The 16,396-nt window shown below is 60.2% G+C and carries 14 protein-coding genes; 8 read left to right on the forward strand and 6 right to left on the reverse strand.

What is annotated here, in order from left to right:
- Positions 1 to 39: 39 nt before the first annotated feature.
- A complete protein-coding gene (locus FPT12_RS19120) occupies positions 40 to 1,296 on the forward strand; it encodes a capsule biosynthesis protein (protein ID WP_145018544.1) in 1,257 nt (418 codons plus the stop codon).
- 56 nt (positions 1,297 to 1,352) lie between these two features.
- Positions 1,353 to 2,078 carry a glycosyltransferase family 25 protein gene (locus FPT12_RS19125; RefSeq protein WP_145018547.1) on the forward strand — a complete coding sequence of 242 codons (726 nt, stop codon included), beginning with the start codon at positions 1,353 to 1,355 and terminating at the stop codon, positions 2,076 to 2,078.
- Positions 2,079 to 2,115: 37 nt separating this feature from the next.
- Here FPT12_RS19125 and FPT12_RS19130 read toward each other — a convergent pair whose 3' ends face one another.
- On the reverse strand, positions 2,116 to 3,969 hold the full coding sequence (locus FPT12_RS19130) for a bifunctional O-antigen ligase/aminoglycoside phosphotransferase family protein (RefSeq protein WP_145018550.1): 1,854 nt from the start codon (positions 3,967 to 3,969) through the stop codon (positions 2,116 to 2,118).
- Between the two features lie 159 nt (positions 3,970 to 4,128).
- Here FPT12_RS19130 and msbA point away from each other — a divergent pair, with 159 nt between their 5' ends.
- From msbA to hldE, 4 genes are all read left to right on the forward strand, one after another.
- The gene (gene msbA, locus FPT12_RS19135) at positions 4,129 to 5,934 is read left to right on the forward strand and encodes a lipid A export permease/ATP-binding protein MsbA (protein WP_145018697.1); all 1,806 of its coding nucleotides are present in this window, start codon (positions 4,129 to 4,131) and stop codon (positions 5,932 to 5,934) included.
- 184 nt (positions 5,935 to 6,118) lie between these two features.
- A complete protein-coding gene (locus tag FPT12_RS19140; RefSeq protein ID WP_145018700.1) occupies positions 6,119 to 6,823 on the forward strand; it encodes a sulfotransferase family 2 domain-containing protein in 705 nt (234 codons plus the stop codon).
- Positions 6,816 to 7,427, forward strand: a complete 612-nt coding sequence (gene cysC, locus FPT12_RS19145; protein WP_145018553.1) for an adenylyl-sulfate kinase — start codon at positions 6,816 to 6,818, stop codon at positions 7,425 to 7,427. The genes FPT12_RS19140 and cysC overlap by 8 nt, the downstream gene beginning before the upstream one ends.
- Positions 7,428 to 7,530: 103 nt before the next feature.
- Complete coding sequence (gene hldE / locus FPT12_RS19150; protein ID WP_123581913.1) at positions 7,531 to 8,952, forward strand: bifunctional D-glycero-beta-D-manno-heptose-7-phosphate kinase/D-glycero-beta-D-manno-heptose 1-phosphate adenylyltransferase HldE; 1,422 nt, start codon at positions 7,531 to 7,533, stop codon at positions 8,950 to 8,952.
- Positions 8,953 to 9,003: 51 nt separating this feature from the next.
- Here the strand turns inward: hldE and FPT12_RS19155 are convergent, their stop codons facing one another.
- The 4 genes from FPT12_RS19155 to FPT12_RS19170 form a co-directional block, all read right to left on the reverse strand.
- Positions 9,004 to 9,969, reverse strand: a complete 966-nt coding sequence (locus FPT12_RS19155) for a metal ABC transporter ATPase (RefSeq protein ID WP_145018556.1) — start codon at positions 9,967 to 9,969, stop codon at positions 9,004 to 9,006.
- A 43-nt stretch (positions 9,970 to 10,012) separates the two neighbouring features.
- A complete protein-coding gene (locus tag FPT12_RS19160; protein WP_145018559.1) occupies positions 10,013 to 10,825 on the reverse strand; it encodes an aldo/keto reductase in 813 nt (270 codons plus the stop codon).
- Positions 10,822 to 11,997 (reverse strand): FAD-binding oxidoreductase, encoded by a 1,176-nt coding sequence (locus FPT12_RS19165; RefSeq protein ID WP_145018562.1) that lies wholly within the window; start codon positions 11,995 to 11,997, stop codon positions 10,822 to 10,824. Before FPT12_RS19165 ends, FPT12_RS19160 begins: the two co-directional genes overlap by 4 nt.
- Before the next feature lie 120 nt (positions 11,998 to 12,117).
- Entirely contained in the window at positions 12,118 to 12,450 is a 333-nt protein-coding gene (locus FPT12_RS19170; protein ID WP_145018565.1) for a multidrug efflux SMR transporter, read from the reverse strand.
- Positions 12,451 to 12,553: 103 nt separating this feature from the next.
- Here FPT12_RS19170 and FPT12_RS19175 point away from each other — a divergent pair, with 103 nt between their 5' ends.
- Positions 12,554 to 13,444, forward strand: coding sequence for a LysR family transcriptional regulator (locus tag FPT12_RS19175; protein ID WP_145018568.1), 891 nt, complete (start codon positions 12,554 to 12,556; stop codon positions 13,442 to 13,444).
- A gap of 23 nt (positions 13,445 to 13,467) precedes the next feature.
- Positions 13,468 to 14,745: a lipid IV(A) 3-deoxy-D-manno-octulosonic acid transferase gene (gene waaA, locus FPT12_RS19180; protein ID WP_145018571.1), complete on the forward strand. Its 1,278-nt coding sequence runs from the start codon at positions 13,468 to 13,470 to the stop codon at positions 14,743 to 14,745.
- 100 nt (positions 14,746 to 14,845) lie between these two features.
- Here waaA and FPT12_RS19185 read toward each other — a convergent pair whose 3' ends face one another.
- Complete coding sequence (locus FPT12_RS19185; protein WP_145018574.1) at positions 14,846 to 16,285, reverse strand: TolC family outer membrane protein; 1,440 nt, start codon at positions 16,283 to 16,285, stop codon at positions 14,846 to 14,848.
- Positions 16,286 to 16,396: the final 111 nt, after the last annotated feature.

Raw genomic sequence — 16,396 nt, forward strand, 5'->3', positions numbered from 1 at the left:
CTTGACGAAGGACTATGGTAACTGTCTATTGGGGGCGGCATGATCCCGGATGTTTCTGGCAACCGCTGGGCCGATAAGGCTCATGCCCTGGACCGCTATCGCTGGCGGCGATTGCGCGAGCGCCATTCCTGGTTGGGCAGCCTCTTGCGCTTTGGCCGGGATGCTTGCATAGACTGGTTGTTCGGCTGGAGGGCGCGGGCGCGCCTGGCGGTGGAGGTCGTGGCCGAGCCCTGCGATTTCCTGTTGCTGCAGTCAGCATCCAAAGTCATTCCCTTGCAGCGCAAGAAACTGCTGATTGCGGCCCTGCGCGCCAGCGGTCACTCACTGGTGGAAACCGCGCTGCAGGTGCCTGGGTCTATTCTTGCCCAGCGTCTGCTCAAGCATCCGCAGCAGGCGGTGCCACTGCGCTATTTTGGCTATGCCGCGCATGCCGAATGGCTGGTGGCTCGCCACCAGCCGAAGATTCTGCTCAACGACCGTAACGGTAGCCTGTATGCGCCTTTCCTGCGTCTGGCGCTGAACCGGCATCATCACCTGCTTGTGCATCTGGCGCACGCGACCACGGTAGAGTCTTCGAGTCGTCTGGGCATGAACGACTACGACTATTACTTCATGTTCGGCCGCAGTTCGCTGGAGGCTCTGCAGTCACGGCCGCTACGCTTCGGCAGTTCGAATGCGGTGCTGTCCGGTTCGCACATGATTGACGCAGCCTACGACCTGCCACCGCCCGATCCTGAGCGGCAGGTGCTGCTGGTCCTGGGCGTTGGCCCGGACAAAGAGAAGGAGCGCAGCTACCAGCGAACCTACGCTCTGCTGCGCGACTGGGCGGCGCAGCACCCTGAGTACCAGGTGCTGATCAAGGCGCATCCGCGTAGCGAGGTGTCGTTTTGGCACGGCGCGGCCGCGGTCCTGTCCAATGTGCAGGTTCTGGACCGTGGAGTCGGTCTGGCCGCTGCGCTGGGGCAGGCTTCGATCGTTGTGAGCATTATGTCTAACGCAGTTATCGAGGCGGCGCTGGCGCGGCGCCCGGTCATTTATGTCAATGTTGGTGAACATCACGACATTTTCTCTCAGGAGCGCTTCCTGGGCGAGCGCATCACCACGACTGCAGAACTGGCCGCGCGGGTAGTCTGGATTCAAGGCAACTATCTGCAGTGCCAGGAGCGGGCCCGGCAATTCGCCGAGTTTCACTTGGCGCACGGGGTAGAAGGGCTGGATACCACCGTCGGCTTGTTGGTTGACCTGTTGCAGGCAGAGCCTGTGCCTTCTCTGGTGCTTGACAGCACCGTCCAGTAGGGGCTGGCAGTCAGGCCTGGCACTTTAATAATCACGGTTGCGGTGGTGAACGGAAAATGATTTGGCCTTTTGCACATGCCTGCGTTATCAATCTCGACAGCAGGAAGGATCGCTGGGCTCGCATACAGGCACACTTGTACGGTCTGGGGCTGCAGGCCGAGCGTTTCAGTGCCGTGTCGATGCATCGGCTGGACGATGATCTGCCATCGCCGCAACTGCGCGAGTTTTTGCTGCGCGTCGATGGCGACAGCGACAGGTTCGAACACAAGTTGCGCGCTACTTGGGCCTGCATGCGCAGCCATCTTGCGGTGATTGCCATGGCCAAGGCTCGCGGCTGGCCGCAGGTGCTGGTCCTGGAGGACGATTGCGAGTTTGAGTCCTATGCGCCTGCGGTCTTGCGTCGGGTGCCGGCACAGTTGTTGTCACGGGATTGGACCCTGCTGTACCTGGGGGGCACGCTGAAAAAGGGCGGGCAGGCGCGCAAGGTTTCAGCCAATCTGGTGGCGGTGAATCGGGTGCGCCTGGCTCATGCTTACGTGGTCAAGGCAGAGCTCTATGATCGGATCCTGCAGGAGGCGCCTCTGAGTGGGCTGCCGCTCGACTGGTATTACTCGGAAAACCTCCTGCCCACGACTCGCGCGCTCCTTGTGCGCCCCCTGCTGGCCCGGCAGAGCCTGATGGTCATGAGTGATATCGAGCAGGTAGTACGCAAGCCCAAGCTCAAGACCCGACAACTCCTGGGCCGGCTGGCTGCGCGCCTTCGCTACGGCCTGCTCGGATAATGTGCCGGCAGTAGCTGGGGAGGCGCCGCAGGTTCCATCAGCTCGCCAAACCAAGGGAATGCACTTGCTTGTGCACGCATTTGACGGCGTTGTCTGGTGCCAGGAGGGCATAGCCCTGAAGCAGGTCGGTAAAGTGCGCGTCGAACAGCCAGCGTCGGTCTTCCGTATAGCGCTGCATATGGCGCAGGTTGCGTCGACGAAGCTCCAGGTTCAGAGGTGAGGGCAGGAGGCGCAAGTCGGCCAGATCAATCAGGCCGAACTCGCCGTCCTCCAGCAAAAGAACATTACCAAGGTGCAATGAGCGGAAATAGACCCCGCGTTCGTGCAATTCCGCCAGGAAGCGCCCAAAACGGTGCACCAGTGCCTGGCGCATACTCACGCTGGGCATGGCTTGCAGCACCTGGCGCAGGGTTCTGCCTGGCAGGGGTTGGTAGCGTACGGCGCTACTGCCATTGGGCATGCGGTACAGATCGAGGATCGGTGGAGTGTTCAGGCCTGTACGGGCCAGGCGTTGGCTGTTTTCGGCGAAGCGCTCGGAATAGGGATACAGGCTGCCATAGGTATGCCAACGGCGGGCACGGAACAGCTTCAGAAAACTGCCATCCTCGAGTTTGAGGACTTTGGGTCCAAGGCCGTCTTCTTCGACCACCTGAGCGTTGACGGTCATGCGTTGGGCGTCGTCGTCAGAGAGGCTGCGAACCGAAAGCTTCGACAGACGGTTTGTGCGCTGGGCAATGCTCAGCGCAGCCATCAGTGCCAGCGGTATCCACAGCAGGAACCAATGCTCCCGGGGGGTGTACAGGATGTCGCCACCCTCTGCCAGGCTGGCCCCTATACCGAATACCATCAGGGTCGACGCCAGGATAAACAGCGGTTGCGAGCGCTGGCGCCAGCAGTTGAACAGCCCTAGAAGCTGCATGGCCAGCCAGGGCAGGAACCCGATGATGCCGACATAGAAGAGCACGCCCAAGGCAAAGCTATGAGGTTCGCGGAAGGGATACCCAACCCCCGGATCGATGCTCAGCGTCGCGTCATAACCATGGCCAGTCCAGGGCGCATCAGCGATCAGATGCAGCGCCTGTTTCCAGATTTCGAAGCGGTAAGAGTCACCGCGGGCCAGGAGCATGTCCGGGAAGGCGGCCAGCAAGCTTGCGCCAAGGATGCCGATGATGGCCAGTAGCAACAATGAACGACGGTTCCAGCAAATGAATGCCAGCCAGAGGCCTGCCATGGCGATGGCAACCAGGGGCGTTCTGGAACTGGTTGCAAGGGCGGCCGCGAACATGATCAGAAAGGCCGGGAAAATGCCGAGCAGCAGCTTCGGATTGCGCACGGTCATGCCCAGAAAAAACCAGTAGGTGCAGAAAAAGCCGAACAGGTGGGAGCTGAGCAAGGGGTTGTCAAAGACACCCCCGCCAATCATTCGGTCGCCCGGTGCATAGTGCGACAGGAAAATATAAAGATTGAATACGCTGGCGACCAACGCTACCAGGGCTGCGGCCAGCAGGACGAGTTTGAAGCTTTCGGCACGGTAGCGCAGCAGCAGGCTGGCACCAGCAAAGAGCATGAAAATATACAGCGGTGGTTTTGTCAGGCTGAACAGGCTGTCTGGCGTAGGGCTCCAGTTCAGTGACAGCAGCGCCCAGCCGGAATAAAGCAGGAATACCTGAACCAGCGGCTCTCGCAGGACGTTCTTCAATTCACTGGGGCGAATGCACAGGGCTATCAGGGCGGGGGTGCTCACGAGGCCGTAAAACAGCTTTTGGTAGCTGCCGCGTGTAGGCAGAAAAAACAGTCCGCAAAGCAAAAGAAAAAAGCCCAGCGGCAGCATCCACAGGCAAATGAAATCGAAAACCCGGGTCGCTCTGGTATTGATGCTGCTGAATGGCATACTGAACTGTATTCCGATTAAGGGTCGGTAATACTATCGTATCCGTCTACCCTGGTCCTGTGGAATATTACCGCCGGGTAACTCGTTCGAACGATCCCGGCTGAGACCGGAAGAAGCTGTGATAAAGTCAGCATCCTTTTTTTGAATACTTCGCGTGATATGACCGACTCCAGTCTCTCCGCAGGCCCTTCGAGCTTGAAAATCTATTTCCGACTCCTTGGTTATGTGCGGCCATATATCGGCCTGTTCACTCTGAGTATTGTCGGGTTTCTGATTTTCGCGTCGACTCAGCCGATGCTTGGCTACGTGCTCAAGTATTTCGTTGATGGCTTGTCCAATCCCGAGGCCGTACTGTTCCCCTCGATACCTTATCTGCGCGATCTGTCATTAATGCATGCTGTCCCCTTGCTGATCATCCTGATCGCCGCGTGGCAGGGCGCCGGTTCATACCTGGGCAACTTCTTCCTGGCCAAAGTCTCGCTGGGCCTGGTACATGATTTGCGCGTGCAGCTGTTCAACAACCTGCTGGTGTTGCCGAATCGTTACTTCGATCAGCACAACTCCGGGCACCTGATCTCACGCATCACCTTCAACGTGACCATGGTCACGGGTGCTGCGACAGATGCGATCAAGGTCGTGTTCCGGGAGGGCATGACGGTTATTTTCCTGTTTGTCTCCCTGCTGATCATGAACTGGCGCCTGACGCTGGTGATGGTTGCCATCCTGCCGCTGATTGCATTCATGGTGAGTCGCGCCAGCTCCAAGTTCCGCAAGCAGAGCAAGAAGATCCAGGTGGCGATGGGCGACGTGACCCATGTGGCCTCCGAGACCATTCAGGGGTATCGCGTGGTCCGCAGCTTCGGCGGTGAAAGCTATGAGCGTGCGCGATTCAAACGCGCGAGCCAGAGCAACACCGACAAGCAACTGCGCATGACCCGTACCGGCGCCATCTACACACCGATGCTGCAGTTGGTGATCTACACCGCCATGGCGGTGTTGATGTTCCTGGTGTTGGCCCTGCGCGGTGATGCGTCGGCGGGCGACATGGTGGCGTACATCACCCTTGCCGGCTTGCTGCCTAAACCGATTCGGCAGCTTTCGGAAGTCAGTTCGACGATTCAGAAGGGCGTTGCCGGGGCCGAGAGCATTTTCGAACAGTTGGATGTGACACCCGAAGTCGACAGAGGCAGTGTCGAGCGTGACTCCGTTACGGGGCGACTCGAGGTGCGTCACCTTAGCTTCACCTACCCGGGGACCGACCGTCAGGTGCTCGATGACATCAGCTTTTCTGTCGAGCCCGGGCAAATGGTTGCCCTGGTGGGGCGTTCAGGAAGCGGAAAATCGACCCTGGCCAATCTGATTCCGCGTTTCTATCACCACGATAAAGGCGAGATTCTTCTCGATGGGCTTGAAGTCGAGGAGTACAAACTGCTGAACCTGCGTCGGCATATCGCTCAAGTGACGCAGCATGTCACCTTGTTCAGTGACACCGTCACCAACAACATTGCCTATGGCGACCTCGCTGGCGCTCCCCGTGAAGATGTCGAGAAAGCCGCGAAAGATGCCTATGCCATGGACTTTATTGCGCAGTTGCCTCAAGGCCTGGACACCCAGGTCGGCGAGAACGGCGTGCTGTTGTCCGGCGGCCAGCGTCAGCGTCTTGCGATTGCCCGGGCGCTGTTGAAAAACGCCCCGTTGTTGATTCTCGACGAAGCGACGTCGGCCCTTGATACCGAATCCGAGCGGCATATTCAGGCCGCCCTGGATCAGGTAATGAAAGGCCGTACAACGCTGGTGATAGCCCACCGTTTGTCGACCATCGAGAAGGCCGATCTGATCCTGGTCATGGATCACGGCCAGATTGTCGAGCGCGGTACCCATTCCGAACTCCTGGCGAAGAATGGCTATTACGCTCGATTGAATGCACTGGGCCTCGATGAGCCCGCACCGCAAGGTATCGTCTGATTCCCATTTCAGGGTGAGCCATGCTCACCCTGAAGCCGCCTCGGCGTGCAGTGCGCTCAGGGTGTTTGTGTCCAGATCTTTACAGTCTTGACTATGTCTAAATAAATTTCGGTATTTCGCCTGCTACGGTTCGAGCATGAATCATTGGCTTCGGGGTGGCTGTTCGCCTCGCGTGGGTACCGGAATGTTGCAGCGCTTTTTATGGAAGCTATTACCCAAACAGCAGCGAGCGTTCCTGCTGGGGCGTTTGTCGGTCAGGGATCGGCAAGTGGTGAACAAGGCGATGTCGGGCAATGTGCGCTTTCCTCAGGCCTTCCAGCAGCGCTCCTGTGTGTTCATCCACATCCCCAAGTGTGCCGGGAGCAGCGTGTGCTCCGCGTTATTCGACGGCTGGAAACCTGGGCATTTGCCGCTGTACTGGTACGAACAGCAATTTCCCGAGCAGTTTTCCAGCAGTTTCAAATTCACCTTCGTTCGTGACCCTTTGGAGCGGGCCTATTCGGCCTACGCTTTCCTGCGTGGCAACGAACTGGGGGCGCGCGACCGACAGGCCCAGGCGCTGGTCCGTCATTACCGTGACTTCGATGACTTCATCGGCGGCTGGCTGCATCCGGAGAACGTTCAGAAACAGATGCATTTCGTTCCCCAGACCGACTTCCTGGTCGACTCCATGGGGCATATGGCGATGGATTTCGTGGGGTATCAGGAACACCTGGGTCGTGACTTTCAAGTGCTTTGCGAGCATTTAGGGGTTGTCTCGTTATTACCCCATGTGAACAGCTCGCAGCATCGCCAATCGGCGCCCGCTCGTGATTTTTGCTCGGTACGCACTCGCCGTTTGGTGCGTCGGGTCTACCAACGTGACTATGAGATGCTCGGCTATGAGTAAATTGTCGTTTGTCTGCGAGCAGCCTCCACAGATCCGCCCTTACGCATTGTCGTTGTCACCCTCGGCCCGAGCAGCGCTCAAGCATCAACAACCGTGTTGCCTGTGGCTGACGGGGTTGTCCGGTGCCGGCAAGTCGACCTTGGCCAATGCGCTTGAGGTACAGCTCAATGAGCAGGGGCGCCACACCTTTGTGCTGGATGGCGACAACGTGCGCAACGGTTTGTGCAATGACCTGGGCATGGGAGCGGCAGCGCGCAAGGAAAACATCCGGCGTATTGCCGAAGTGGCGCGGTTGATGGTCGACGCGGGGCTGATTGTGATTGTCTCGGCAATTTCGCCGTTTCAGGCCGATCGAGCGTCGGCCAGAGCCTTGTTCCGCGAGGGCGAGTTTCTTGAGGTGTATGTCAGCACGCCGTTCGACATCTGCGCCCGGCGCGATCCCAAGGGTTTGTATCAAGCTGCACTGCAAGGGCGAATCAAGGACTTCACCGGTCTCGACAGCCCTTATGAAGCACCGCAGCAGGCGGACTGCGAAATCAATACCGACGAGGTCGAACTGACCGGCGCCGTGCAGCACGTCCTGAGTGTTTTGTTTAAAAAATGAACAATATAGCGGCGTGATACACACCTGTTGAAGCTGTCGAACTAGGCAGCGTTCACGCTGTGCTAATATCGCGCCCCTGTTCATTTTGTATGTGGGTTGCACCATGAAGTTGTCCATGCCGCGATTCGATCAAGCCCCTGTCTTGGTGGTCGGCGATGTCATGCTCGACCGTTACTGGCATGGTGGTACCTCACGGATTTCTCCTGAGGCACCGGTGCCGGTGGTCAAGGTCGAGCAAATCGAAGACCGCCCGGGCGGTGCTGCCAACGTTGCCTTGAACATTGCCGCGCTCGGCGCGCCGGCGTCCCTGGTCGGTGTGACCGGTGATGACGAGGCCGCCGACAGCCTGACCAATAGCCTCAAAGGCGCCGGTGTGCGTGCGTTGTTTCAGCGCATCGCGCATCAACCGACCATCGTCAAGCTGCGGGTCATGAGTCGTCACCAGCAATTGCTGCGTATCGACTTCGAAGAACCGTTTGCCACCGACGCACTGGCGCTCGGCGCTGAAGTCGACGGCCTGCTCGAAGGCATCAAAGTGCTGGTGTTGTCCGACTACGGCAAAGGCGCGTTGAAGAACCATCAGGTGCTGATCCAGGCCGCACGTGCCCGTGGCATTCCGGTGCTGGCGGATCCCAAAGGCAAGGATTTCTCGATTTACCGTGGTGCCAGCCTGATCACCCCGAACCTCAGCGAGTTCGAAACCATTGTTGGCGGTTGCGCCGATGAGCACGATCTGGTCAGCAAGGGCGCGAAGCTGATGCACGACCTTGATCTCGGCGCCTTGCTGGTCACGCGTGGCGAGCACGGCATGACCTTGCTGCGTCCTGATCATCCGGCGCTGCACTTGCCTGCACGGGCTCGTGAAGTATTTGATGTGACCGGTGCCGGTGACACGGTGATTTCTACGTTGGCGGCGGCGATTGCTGCTGGCGAAGAACTGCCGCACGCAGTGGCCCTGGCCAACCTGGCTGCTGGCATCGTGGTCGGCAAGCTGGGTACGGCAGCGATCAGTGCTCCGGAGTTGCGTCGCGCGATTCAGCGTGAAGAAGGTTCTGAACGGGGTGTTCTGGGCCTGGAGCAATTGCTGCTGGCCGTCGACGATGCGCGTGCGCACAAAGAGAAGATCGTCTTTACCAATGGCTGCTTCGACATCCTCCATGCGGGCCATGTGACCTACCTGGAGCAGGCGCGGGCGCAGGGCGATCGTTTGATCGTTGCGGTCAACGACGATGCATCGGTGAGCCGCTTGAAAGGTCCGGGGCGGCCGATCAACAGCGTTGACCGGCGCATGGCGGTACTGGCAGGTCTGGGTGCGGTGGACTGGGTGATCAGCTTCCCTGAAGGCACTCCGGAAAACCTCCTGGCGCAGGTCAAGCCGGACGTGCTGGTCAAGGGCGGCGATTACGGGATCGACCAGGTGGTCGGCGCCGACATCGTCAGCGCTTATGGTGGAACAGTGAAAGTGCTGGGGCTGGTGGAAAACAGCTCGACGACGGCAATTGTCGAGAAGATTCGCAAGACCTGAGTCGTTACACGGATCGTTCCCACGCAGAGCGTGGGAACGATCATCTAAGGGTTAGCGTGCGGCCTTGCGCGGCACAATTTTCTTCAGCAGCAGTCTGGCCTTGCCGGTCAATCGGCTGAAACCCGATGCCTTGCCCGGTTGGCTCAAGCCCTGCTGCCTGAGCCAGTCCTTCCAGCGAATCCGTTCGTCACGCACCAGCCAGCCTTCCTGCCGGGCAAAACTCTCTGCCAGATACAGTCCGCGTGTGCTTGCGGGGTAGAGCTGATCTTTTTTCAGGGTATAGAGCTCGGGCAACGGCTGGCCATCCTCAAGCGGCATCAGATACAGGTCGGGGTGCTTGCGATCCAGTCGCGCAACGAGTTGATCGCCTTCAAGGCGTTCATCGACATGGAACAGGCTCAGCGATTTGGTTTCCTTGGGCACGTCCAGGCGCAAATCGTAAATCAACTGCAACGAAGCCGTGGGCAGATGCACGTAGGCCCGTGGGCGTTCGATCAACTGCATATTGGCGCAGCGCACCGGGCGTGCAGCGCCAGACAGCGGCGTCAGGCGAAACGGCAGCGCCTCGCGGTAATGCAGCGCGCTGGCGTAGGGCGCTGGCAGCCAGGTGTCATTGAAGCGCCCGCCGAGCCAGCCTTCAGGGGTTTCCAACAGGCATTCTTCGGCGATCTCCTGAATGGCCGTGTGCAACGGCAGGTTCAGTTCGTGAGCCGGCACATAACCCGAGATCAGTTTGAGCACTACATCGCCACGGTCCTGACGGCGCTGGCGGACCAGCACCCAGTAATCGCGATTCTGCCAGTGCAGGGTCAGCCGCACCGAAACGCCCAGGTTAGCCAGCTCCAGTGAGAAGTGCTCTGGATTGGCTACTGTGACCGGGCGCCGACGTTGCAGGGTCTGGGAGAAATTCAGCGGCCTGCCGACACTCTGATAACTCAGGCCTTCGGGAGTCGCTTCGACGTATAACGGCAGGGTCTTGAAGTTGCTGGGGTTTTTTCTTATGAGCGTTCGCGGCATGTCGGCTCCTTCTTGCGTCGGGGTCGGCCGCCTTGGCGGCTGTTCAACGACTACGTAGGACTTGAGCAACAATCGCCACATTGTGGGCGAGGTGCAGCGGATTAATGGTCCCGACAATAGCACTGGCGACACCGGACTGCGCAAACAACAATTCGAAGCTGGCGCGTACCGGATCAACGCCCGGGCTGAGGCAGACGTGACCGCTGGCCAGAGCCTTCTTCACCAGGATCGCTTTGCCGTGGGCAGCAGCGTAGTCGATGACTGGCCGCTCGGCCTGTTCGTTGAGATTGTAGGTGATCATGGCGCAATCGCCTTGTTCCAGAGCCTTCAAGCCACCATCGACAGTTTTGCCGGAAAACCCGAACCCGCGAATCTTGCCTTCGCGCTTAAGCTCGGCGAGGGTCTGGTAGACCTCGCACTCGTTGAGGATCGCCAGGTCGTTTCCGTCCGAATGCACCAGCACCAGATCAATAAAGTCGGTTTCCAGGCGTTGCAGGCTACGCTCCACGGAAAAACGTGTGTGTGCAGCGCTGAAATCGTGGTGCGACTGGCCATCGGCGAACTCTTCACCGACCTTGCTGACAATCACCCACTCCTGACGCTGACCGCGCAGCAGCGGGCCGAGGCGTTCTTCGCTGCGGCCATAGGCGGGCGCGGTATCGATCAGGTTGATGCCCAGGTCACGGGTCAGCTTGAGCAGCCTGCGCGCTTCATCATCGTCCGGGATCTGGAAGCCGTTGGGATATTTCACCCCTTGGTCGCGGCCAAGCTTCACCGTGCCCAGGCCCAGTGGCGAAACCAGCAGGCCAGTACTGCCCAACGGGCGATGCAGGTCGTGCAGGGTGGCTTGGCTCATGGCAGCAGTTGCTCCCAGGCAGGCACGCCCATCGGCGGTTTTGGCAGGGTTGGCAGCGGGGCCGGGTGGCTTGGCTGGATGCCGTCGCGTTGCAGCGACGCCATTACCCTGTCAGCGAAGTCCGGTGCCAGCGCCAGTTTGGTCGGCCAGCCCACCAGCAGGCGATCCTGCTCGGCGAGGAAGGCGTTGTCGGGGCGGCTCAGGCCTGATTGCAGCGGTTCGGCGCGCTCGACCCGCAAGGTCGCCCATTGCGCCTGGCTGAGGTCGACCCAGGGCAACAGGTTGCCGAGTTCTTTCTGGGCGGCAGCAATTTGCGCGGCAGGTTCGCGAGCCACGCCTTCGGCTTCGGCGATATCACCGCCCAGGTACCAGACCCATTGACCATTGGCGGCCGGATGGGTGGTGACGGTGATGCGCGGTTTTGGCCCGCCGCCCAGGCAGTGGGCGTAGAGCGGTTTCAGGCTCGGGCCTTTGACGATGACCATGTGCAGCGGCCGACGTTGCATGGCCGGCTGGCTCAGGCCGAGCGCCGTGAGCAAGTCAGCGTTGCCAGCGCCAGCGCTGAGGACGATGCGCTGTGCGCGGATCTCGCGCTCGTCGACGCGCAGGCCGACCAGTTCGCCGTTTTCCAGCAGTGGCTCGATCTTCTGCCCGGCCAGCAGGCCGTCACCGGCCAGCTCGGCCAGACGCCCGATCAGGCTTGGCACATCGACCACCAGTTCCGCCAGGCGATAGACCTTGCCCTTGAAGCGTTTGTCTTGCAGGGCCGGCGGCAGTTGCTCGCCCTTGACCTGATCGACCCGGCCGCGCACCGCTTTGCTGGCGAAGAAACTGGTGAGGTTGCCGGCGAGGGTGCCGGGGGACCACAAATAGTGGGCTTCGGACAGCAGACGCACGCCGGACAGGTCCAGCTCGCCGTCACCGGCCAGCGCTTCACGCCAACGGCGCGGCATGTCGGAAATCGCTTCGGAGGCCCCGGTCAACGCGCCATGCAGCGCGTACTTGGCGCCGCCGTGGATGATTCCCTGAGACTTCACGCTCTGCCCGCCGCCGAGGCTGGCGCATTCCACCAGTACAGTCGAGAAACCCTGTCGACGCAGGCGTGCGTTCAGCCAGAGGCCGGCGACACCAGCGCCGACAATCAGTACGTCGGTGGAAATAACGGATGGCATGCAGCGACCTCGGAGTTCAGGACTAGAGGCGCAGTATACAGCCAAGCGGCAAGCTTCAAGCCTTAAGCTGCAAGAGGACTGCTGCTCTTGCCGCTTGTAGCTTGAGGCTTGAAGCTGCTTTTAGTGTCCCGCAGTTTTCGAGAACAGCTGGATGACCACCACGCCCAGAACGATCAGCGCCATGCCAAGCATGGCCGGGATGTCGAGTTTCTGGTCGTAGAGGAACAGCGCCGCGATGCTGACCATCACGATGCCCATGCCGGCCCATATTGCGTAGGTGATGCCAACCGGGATGGTGCGCACCACCAGGGTCAGCATCCCGAAGGCGATGCTGTAACCGACGATGATCAGCAGCAGCGGAATGGGCGTGCTCAGGCCCTTGACCGCTTTCATCGATACGGTGGCGATCACTTCGGCGCAGATGGCGATAGCCAGGTAGTAGTAAGCGTTCATGGTGTGATCCTCGTATTTTGGCCTGCTTGATGAGGTCGGCATTCTAGAGACTTTCGAGATGGGGTAAAGTCATTACCTATCTGATTTTGAGATGGGTTGAGCCATGAGTGTGCAATGGAATCTGGAGCAGATGCGTTTGTTCGTCAGTGTGGCCGAGCAACGTTCGTTTTCGGCGGTCGCGCGGAATCAACGCAAGGCGCAATCGGCGGTCAGCAGTGCGATTGCACTGCTTGAAGCCGACCTTGGCCTGAACCTGTTTGATCGCAGTAGCGGCCGCCAGCCGCGCTTGACTGAAGCGGGCAGCGCGTTGCTCGAAGAAGCGCGAGAGGTGCTGCGCCAGTGCGAGCGTCTCAATGGTCGGGCGCAGGCGTTGATGCGGGGTCAGGAAGCGCGCTTGCGTCTGGCGCAGGATGAGGCCATGCCTTATCAGCCGGTGCTCGACAGCCTTGAAGCATTGGCCGAGCAATTTCCCAGCCTGGAAGTGCAACTGGCCAGCGCTGCGCAGGGCGATGTGGCGCGCAAACTGGTGGAGCGCCGGGCCGATCTGGGCTTGCTGTTTTATCACGAACAGATTCCAGAAGCCCTGGAACGTCGGGTGCTGGGCAGTGTCGAGATGGTCACGGTGTGCGGAGTAGGGCATCCGCTGGCCGCAGAAGGGCAGGTCAATTGCCAGCAGATGGCGCAGCATCGACAACTGCTGATGGCCACGCATTCCAGCGTCTATCCCGGCAGTGAGCAAGCCAGCCCGCAAGTCTGGCGCGCCGACAGCTTCTATGTGCTCGCCGAGTGGCTGATGCGCGGACTGGGCTGGGGCTGGTTACCGAGACACGTGGTGCAGTACCCGGCGTATCAGGGGCAGATGGTCGAACTGGTCAGCGAGTGGACCCCGCCAGCGTTGGTGGTGGAACTGGTCTGGCGGCGTGATGAACCGTTGGGGCCGGCGGCCCGTTGGTTGGCGGAACGTTTTGCCGTGCACTTGCAGGCGATCGGTTAAAAAAGCCGATAAACTCCGCCGCCATGAATAGAACTCTCTACACCGCGCTGTTTTACCTGGGGCTGCCACTGGTAGCGATTCGGCTGTGGTTGCGCTCGCGCAAGGCGCCGGCGTACGCCAAGCGTATTGGCGAGCGCTTCTCCATCGGCTTGCCGGTGATGAAGCCCGGCGGCATCTGGGTGCATGCGGTGTCGGTTGGCGAAAGCATTGCTGCTGCCCCCATGATTCGCGGGTTGCTCGAACGTTATCCGCAGCTGCCGATCACCGTGACTTGCATGACCCCAACCGGCTCCGAGCGGATTCACGCAATGTTCGCCAATGAGCCACGCATCCAGCACTGCTACCTGCCTTACGATCTGCCGTGTGCGGCGGCGCGGTTCCTCGACCGGGTTCAGCCGAAACTGGCGGTGATCATGGAAACCGAACTCTGGCCGAACCACATTCATCAGTGCGCCAAACGCGGGATCCCGGTGGCGCTGGCCAATGCCCGGCTCTCGGAACGTTCGGCCAAAGGCTACGGTCGTTTCGGTAAATTGACGCAACCGATGCTCGCCGAAATGAGTCTGTTCGCAGTGCAGACCGAAGCCGAGGCCGAGCGTTTTCGACGGTTGGGCGCGCGCGCCGAAACGGTCGAAGTGACCGGCTCGATCAAGTTTGATTTGCGCATCGACCCCCAGTTGCTGCAGCGTGCCGCCGAGTTGCGCCAGCAATGGCAAGCGGTCGAGCGTCCGGTATGGATCGCCGCGAGTACCCATGAAGGTGAAGACGAAGTGGTGCTGGCGGCGCATCGACAATTGCTCGCCAGCCATCCGGATGCGCTGCTGATTCTGGTGCCGCGTCACCCCGAGCGTTTCAATCCGGTGTTCGAACTCTGCCAGCAGCAAGGTTTCAACACGATCCGTCGTTCGACCGGCGAAATGGTCAGCGCCAGCACCTCGGTGCTGCTCGGCGACACCATGGGCGAGTTGCTGTTTCTTTATGCCTTGGCCGACAGCGCGTTTGTTGGTGGTAGCCTGGTACCGAATGGTGGGCATAACTTGCTGGAGCCGGCAGCGCTGGCCAAACCGGTGCTGAGCGGGCCGCACCTGTTCAACTTCCTTGAGATCGCCGCACTGATGCGCAACGCCAAGGCGCTACAGGAAGTGGATGACGCCCACGGGCTGGCGGTGGCGGTGCAGCGACTGTTTGAATTGCCACGCGATGCGCAGCAGATGGCAGAGGCGGGGCTTACGGTGATGCGCGCCAATCAGGGCGCCTTGCAGCGATTGCTGGATGGGTTGGGGCGGTTGATCAACCGTTAGATCGCGGTGCTTCAAATAAAAAGATCGCAGCCTGCGGCAGCTCCTACGCGGGATTTGTATTCCTCCGTAGGAGCTGCCGCAGGCTGCGATCTTTTGCTTTTTACTGACCCGGATTAGCTTTTAGCTGCTCCGCTGCAGCCTTGGCCAGGTCCGGTGGCAGGAAGTCCTTGTCCGGGTTGTAGTCGGCCTTGAGGTAGCGCTTCAGGTCCTGCAAGTCGCCCGGGCTCAGGGTGCCGGCCGCCTGCTTCAGGCGCAGGTTGTCGAGAATGTAGTCGTAGCGGCTGTTGTTGTAGTTGCGCACCGAGGTGTACAGCTGGCGCTGGGCGTCGAGCACGTCGACGATATTGCGCGTGCCTACCTGATAACCGATCTCCGTGGCTTCCACCGCGCTCTGGTTCGAGATGATCGACTGGCGGCGTGCCTGCACCTGCTCGACATCGCTGTTCACCGCACGGTGCAGGTTGCGGGTGTTTTCCACCACTTGCCGGCGCAGTGCTTCGCGTTGCTGTTCGTTTTGGTCCAGGCGCGAGTACGACTCGCGAACCTGCGAGCTGGTCAGCCCACCACTGTAGATCGGAATGTTCAATTGCAGGCCGACCGAGCTTTGCGAGACGGTGCCGCCGTACGGTTGACCAAAGGCGCTCGGGTTACTGAAGCCCAGCGCATCGTTGTCACCGGTCTTGTACTGCGCCACGGCGTCGAGGGTCGGTGCGTGGCCGGCCTTGCGCTGCTTGAGCGTTTCTTCGGCGGCGCTGACCGCGTAGTTGCTGGCCAGCAGGTTGAGGTTCTGTTTGGCGGCAGTGTCGACCCAGGCCTTGGCGTCGTTCGGCGCTGGCGGCAGGACCGGCAAGGTGTGGACGATGCCCTGAATCGAGTTGTACTGATGGTTGGTCAGGGTGATCAGTGCTTCGAACGCATCATCCACCTGGCGCTGGGCGAGAATCCGGTTGGCGCGCGCGGTGTCGTAACTGGCTTGCGATTGCAGCACGTCGGTCTTGTCCGAGAGGCCGACATCGAAACGCTCATTGGACTGATCGAGCTGGCGCTTGAACGCGGCTTCCTCGGCCTTGGTCGAGGCAAGGTTGTCCTGACTGCGCAGCACGTTGAAGTAGGTTTCGGCGCTTTGCAGGATCAGGTTCTGCTCGGTCGCCGAAAGTTGCAGCGCCGCTTGCTCGTTGACATCCTTGGCTGCCTGAAGCTGGAACCAGCGATCGGCGCGGAACAACGGCTGGGCCAGCGTTGCTTGATAGAAGTGAGCACTGCGATTGGCAATAGCCGATGGCTGGTCGATTTTCGTCCGGACATCGGCGACCTCGGCGCTACCCGAGAGGTTCGGCAGCAGGCCGGCGCGGGCCTGGGGCACGACTTCCTTTTGCGCACCATATTGGGCGCGGGCGGCGGCCAGGTCAGCGTTGTTGTCGACAGCTTCCTGGTAGACGCTAACCAAATCGGTATTGGTCGATAATGGCGCTTCTGCTGCCCAGGCCATTCCGTTGGACGCACAAGACACGGCAAGAGCCAGTGAGAGTTTGCGCAGCATGAGGCGATCCCTAAATTTTATTACGTCGATAATTTGAGCGCCAAGGCTACGGCGCACGCCCGGCAGCGTCAAGGCGCAGCATGGCGTAGCGAGTGTAGATGCACCAACCTG

The sequence above is a fragment of the Pseudomonas sp. H3(2019) genome, assembly GCF_007713465.1.
Classification (GTDB): Bacteria; Pseudomonadota; Gammaproteobacteria; order Pseudomonadales; family Pseudomonadaceae; genus Aquipseudomonas.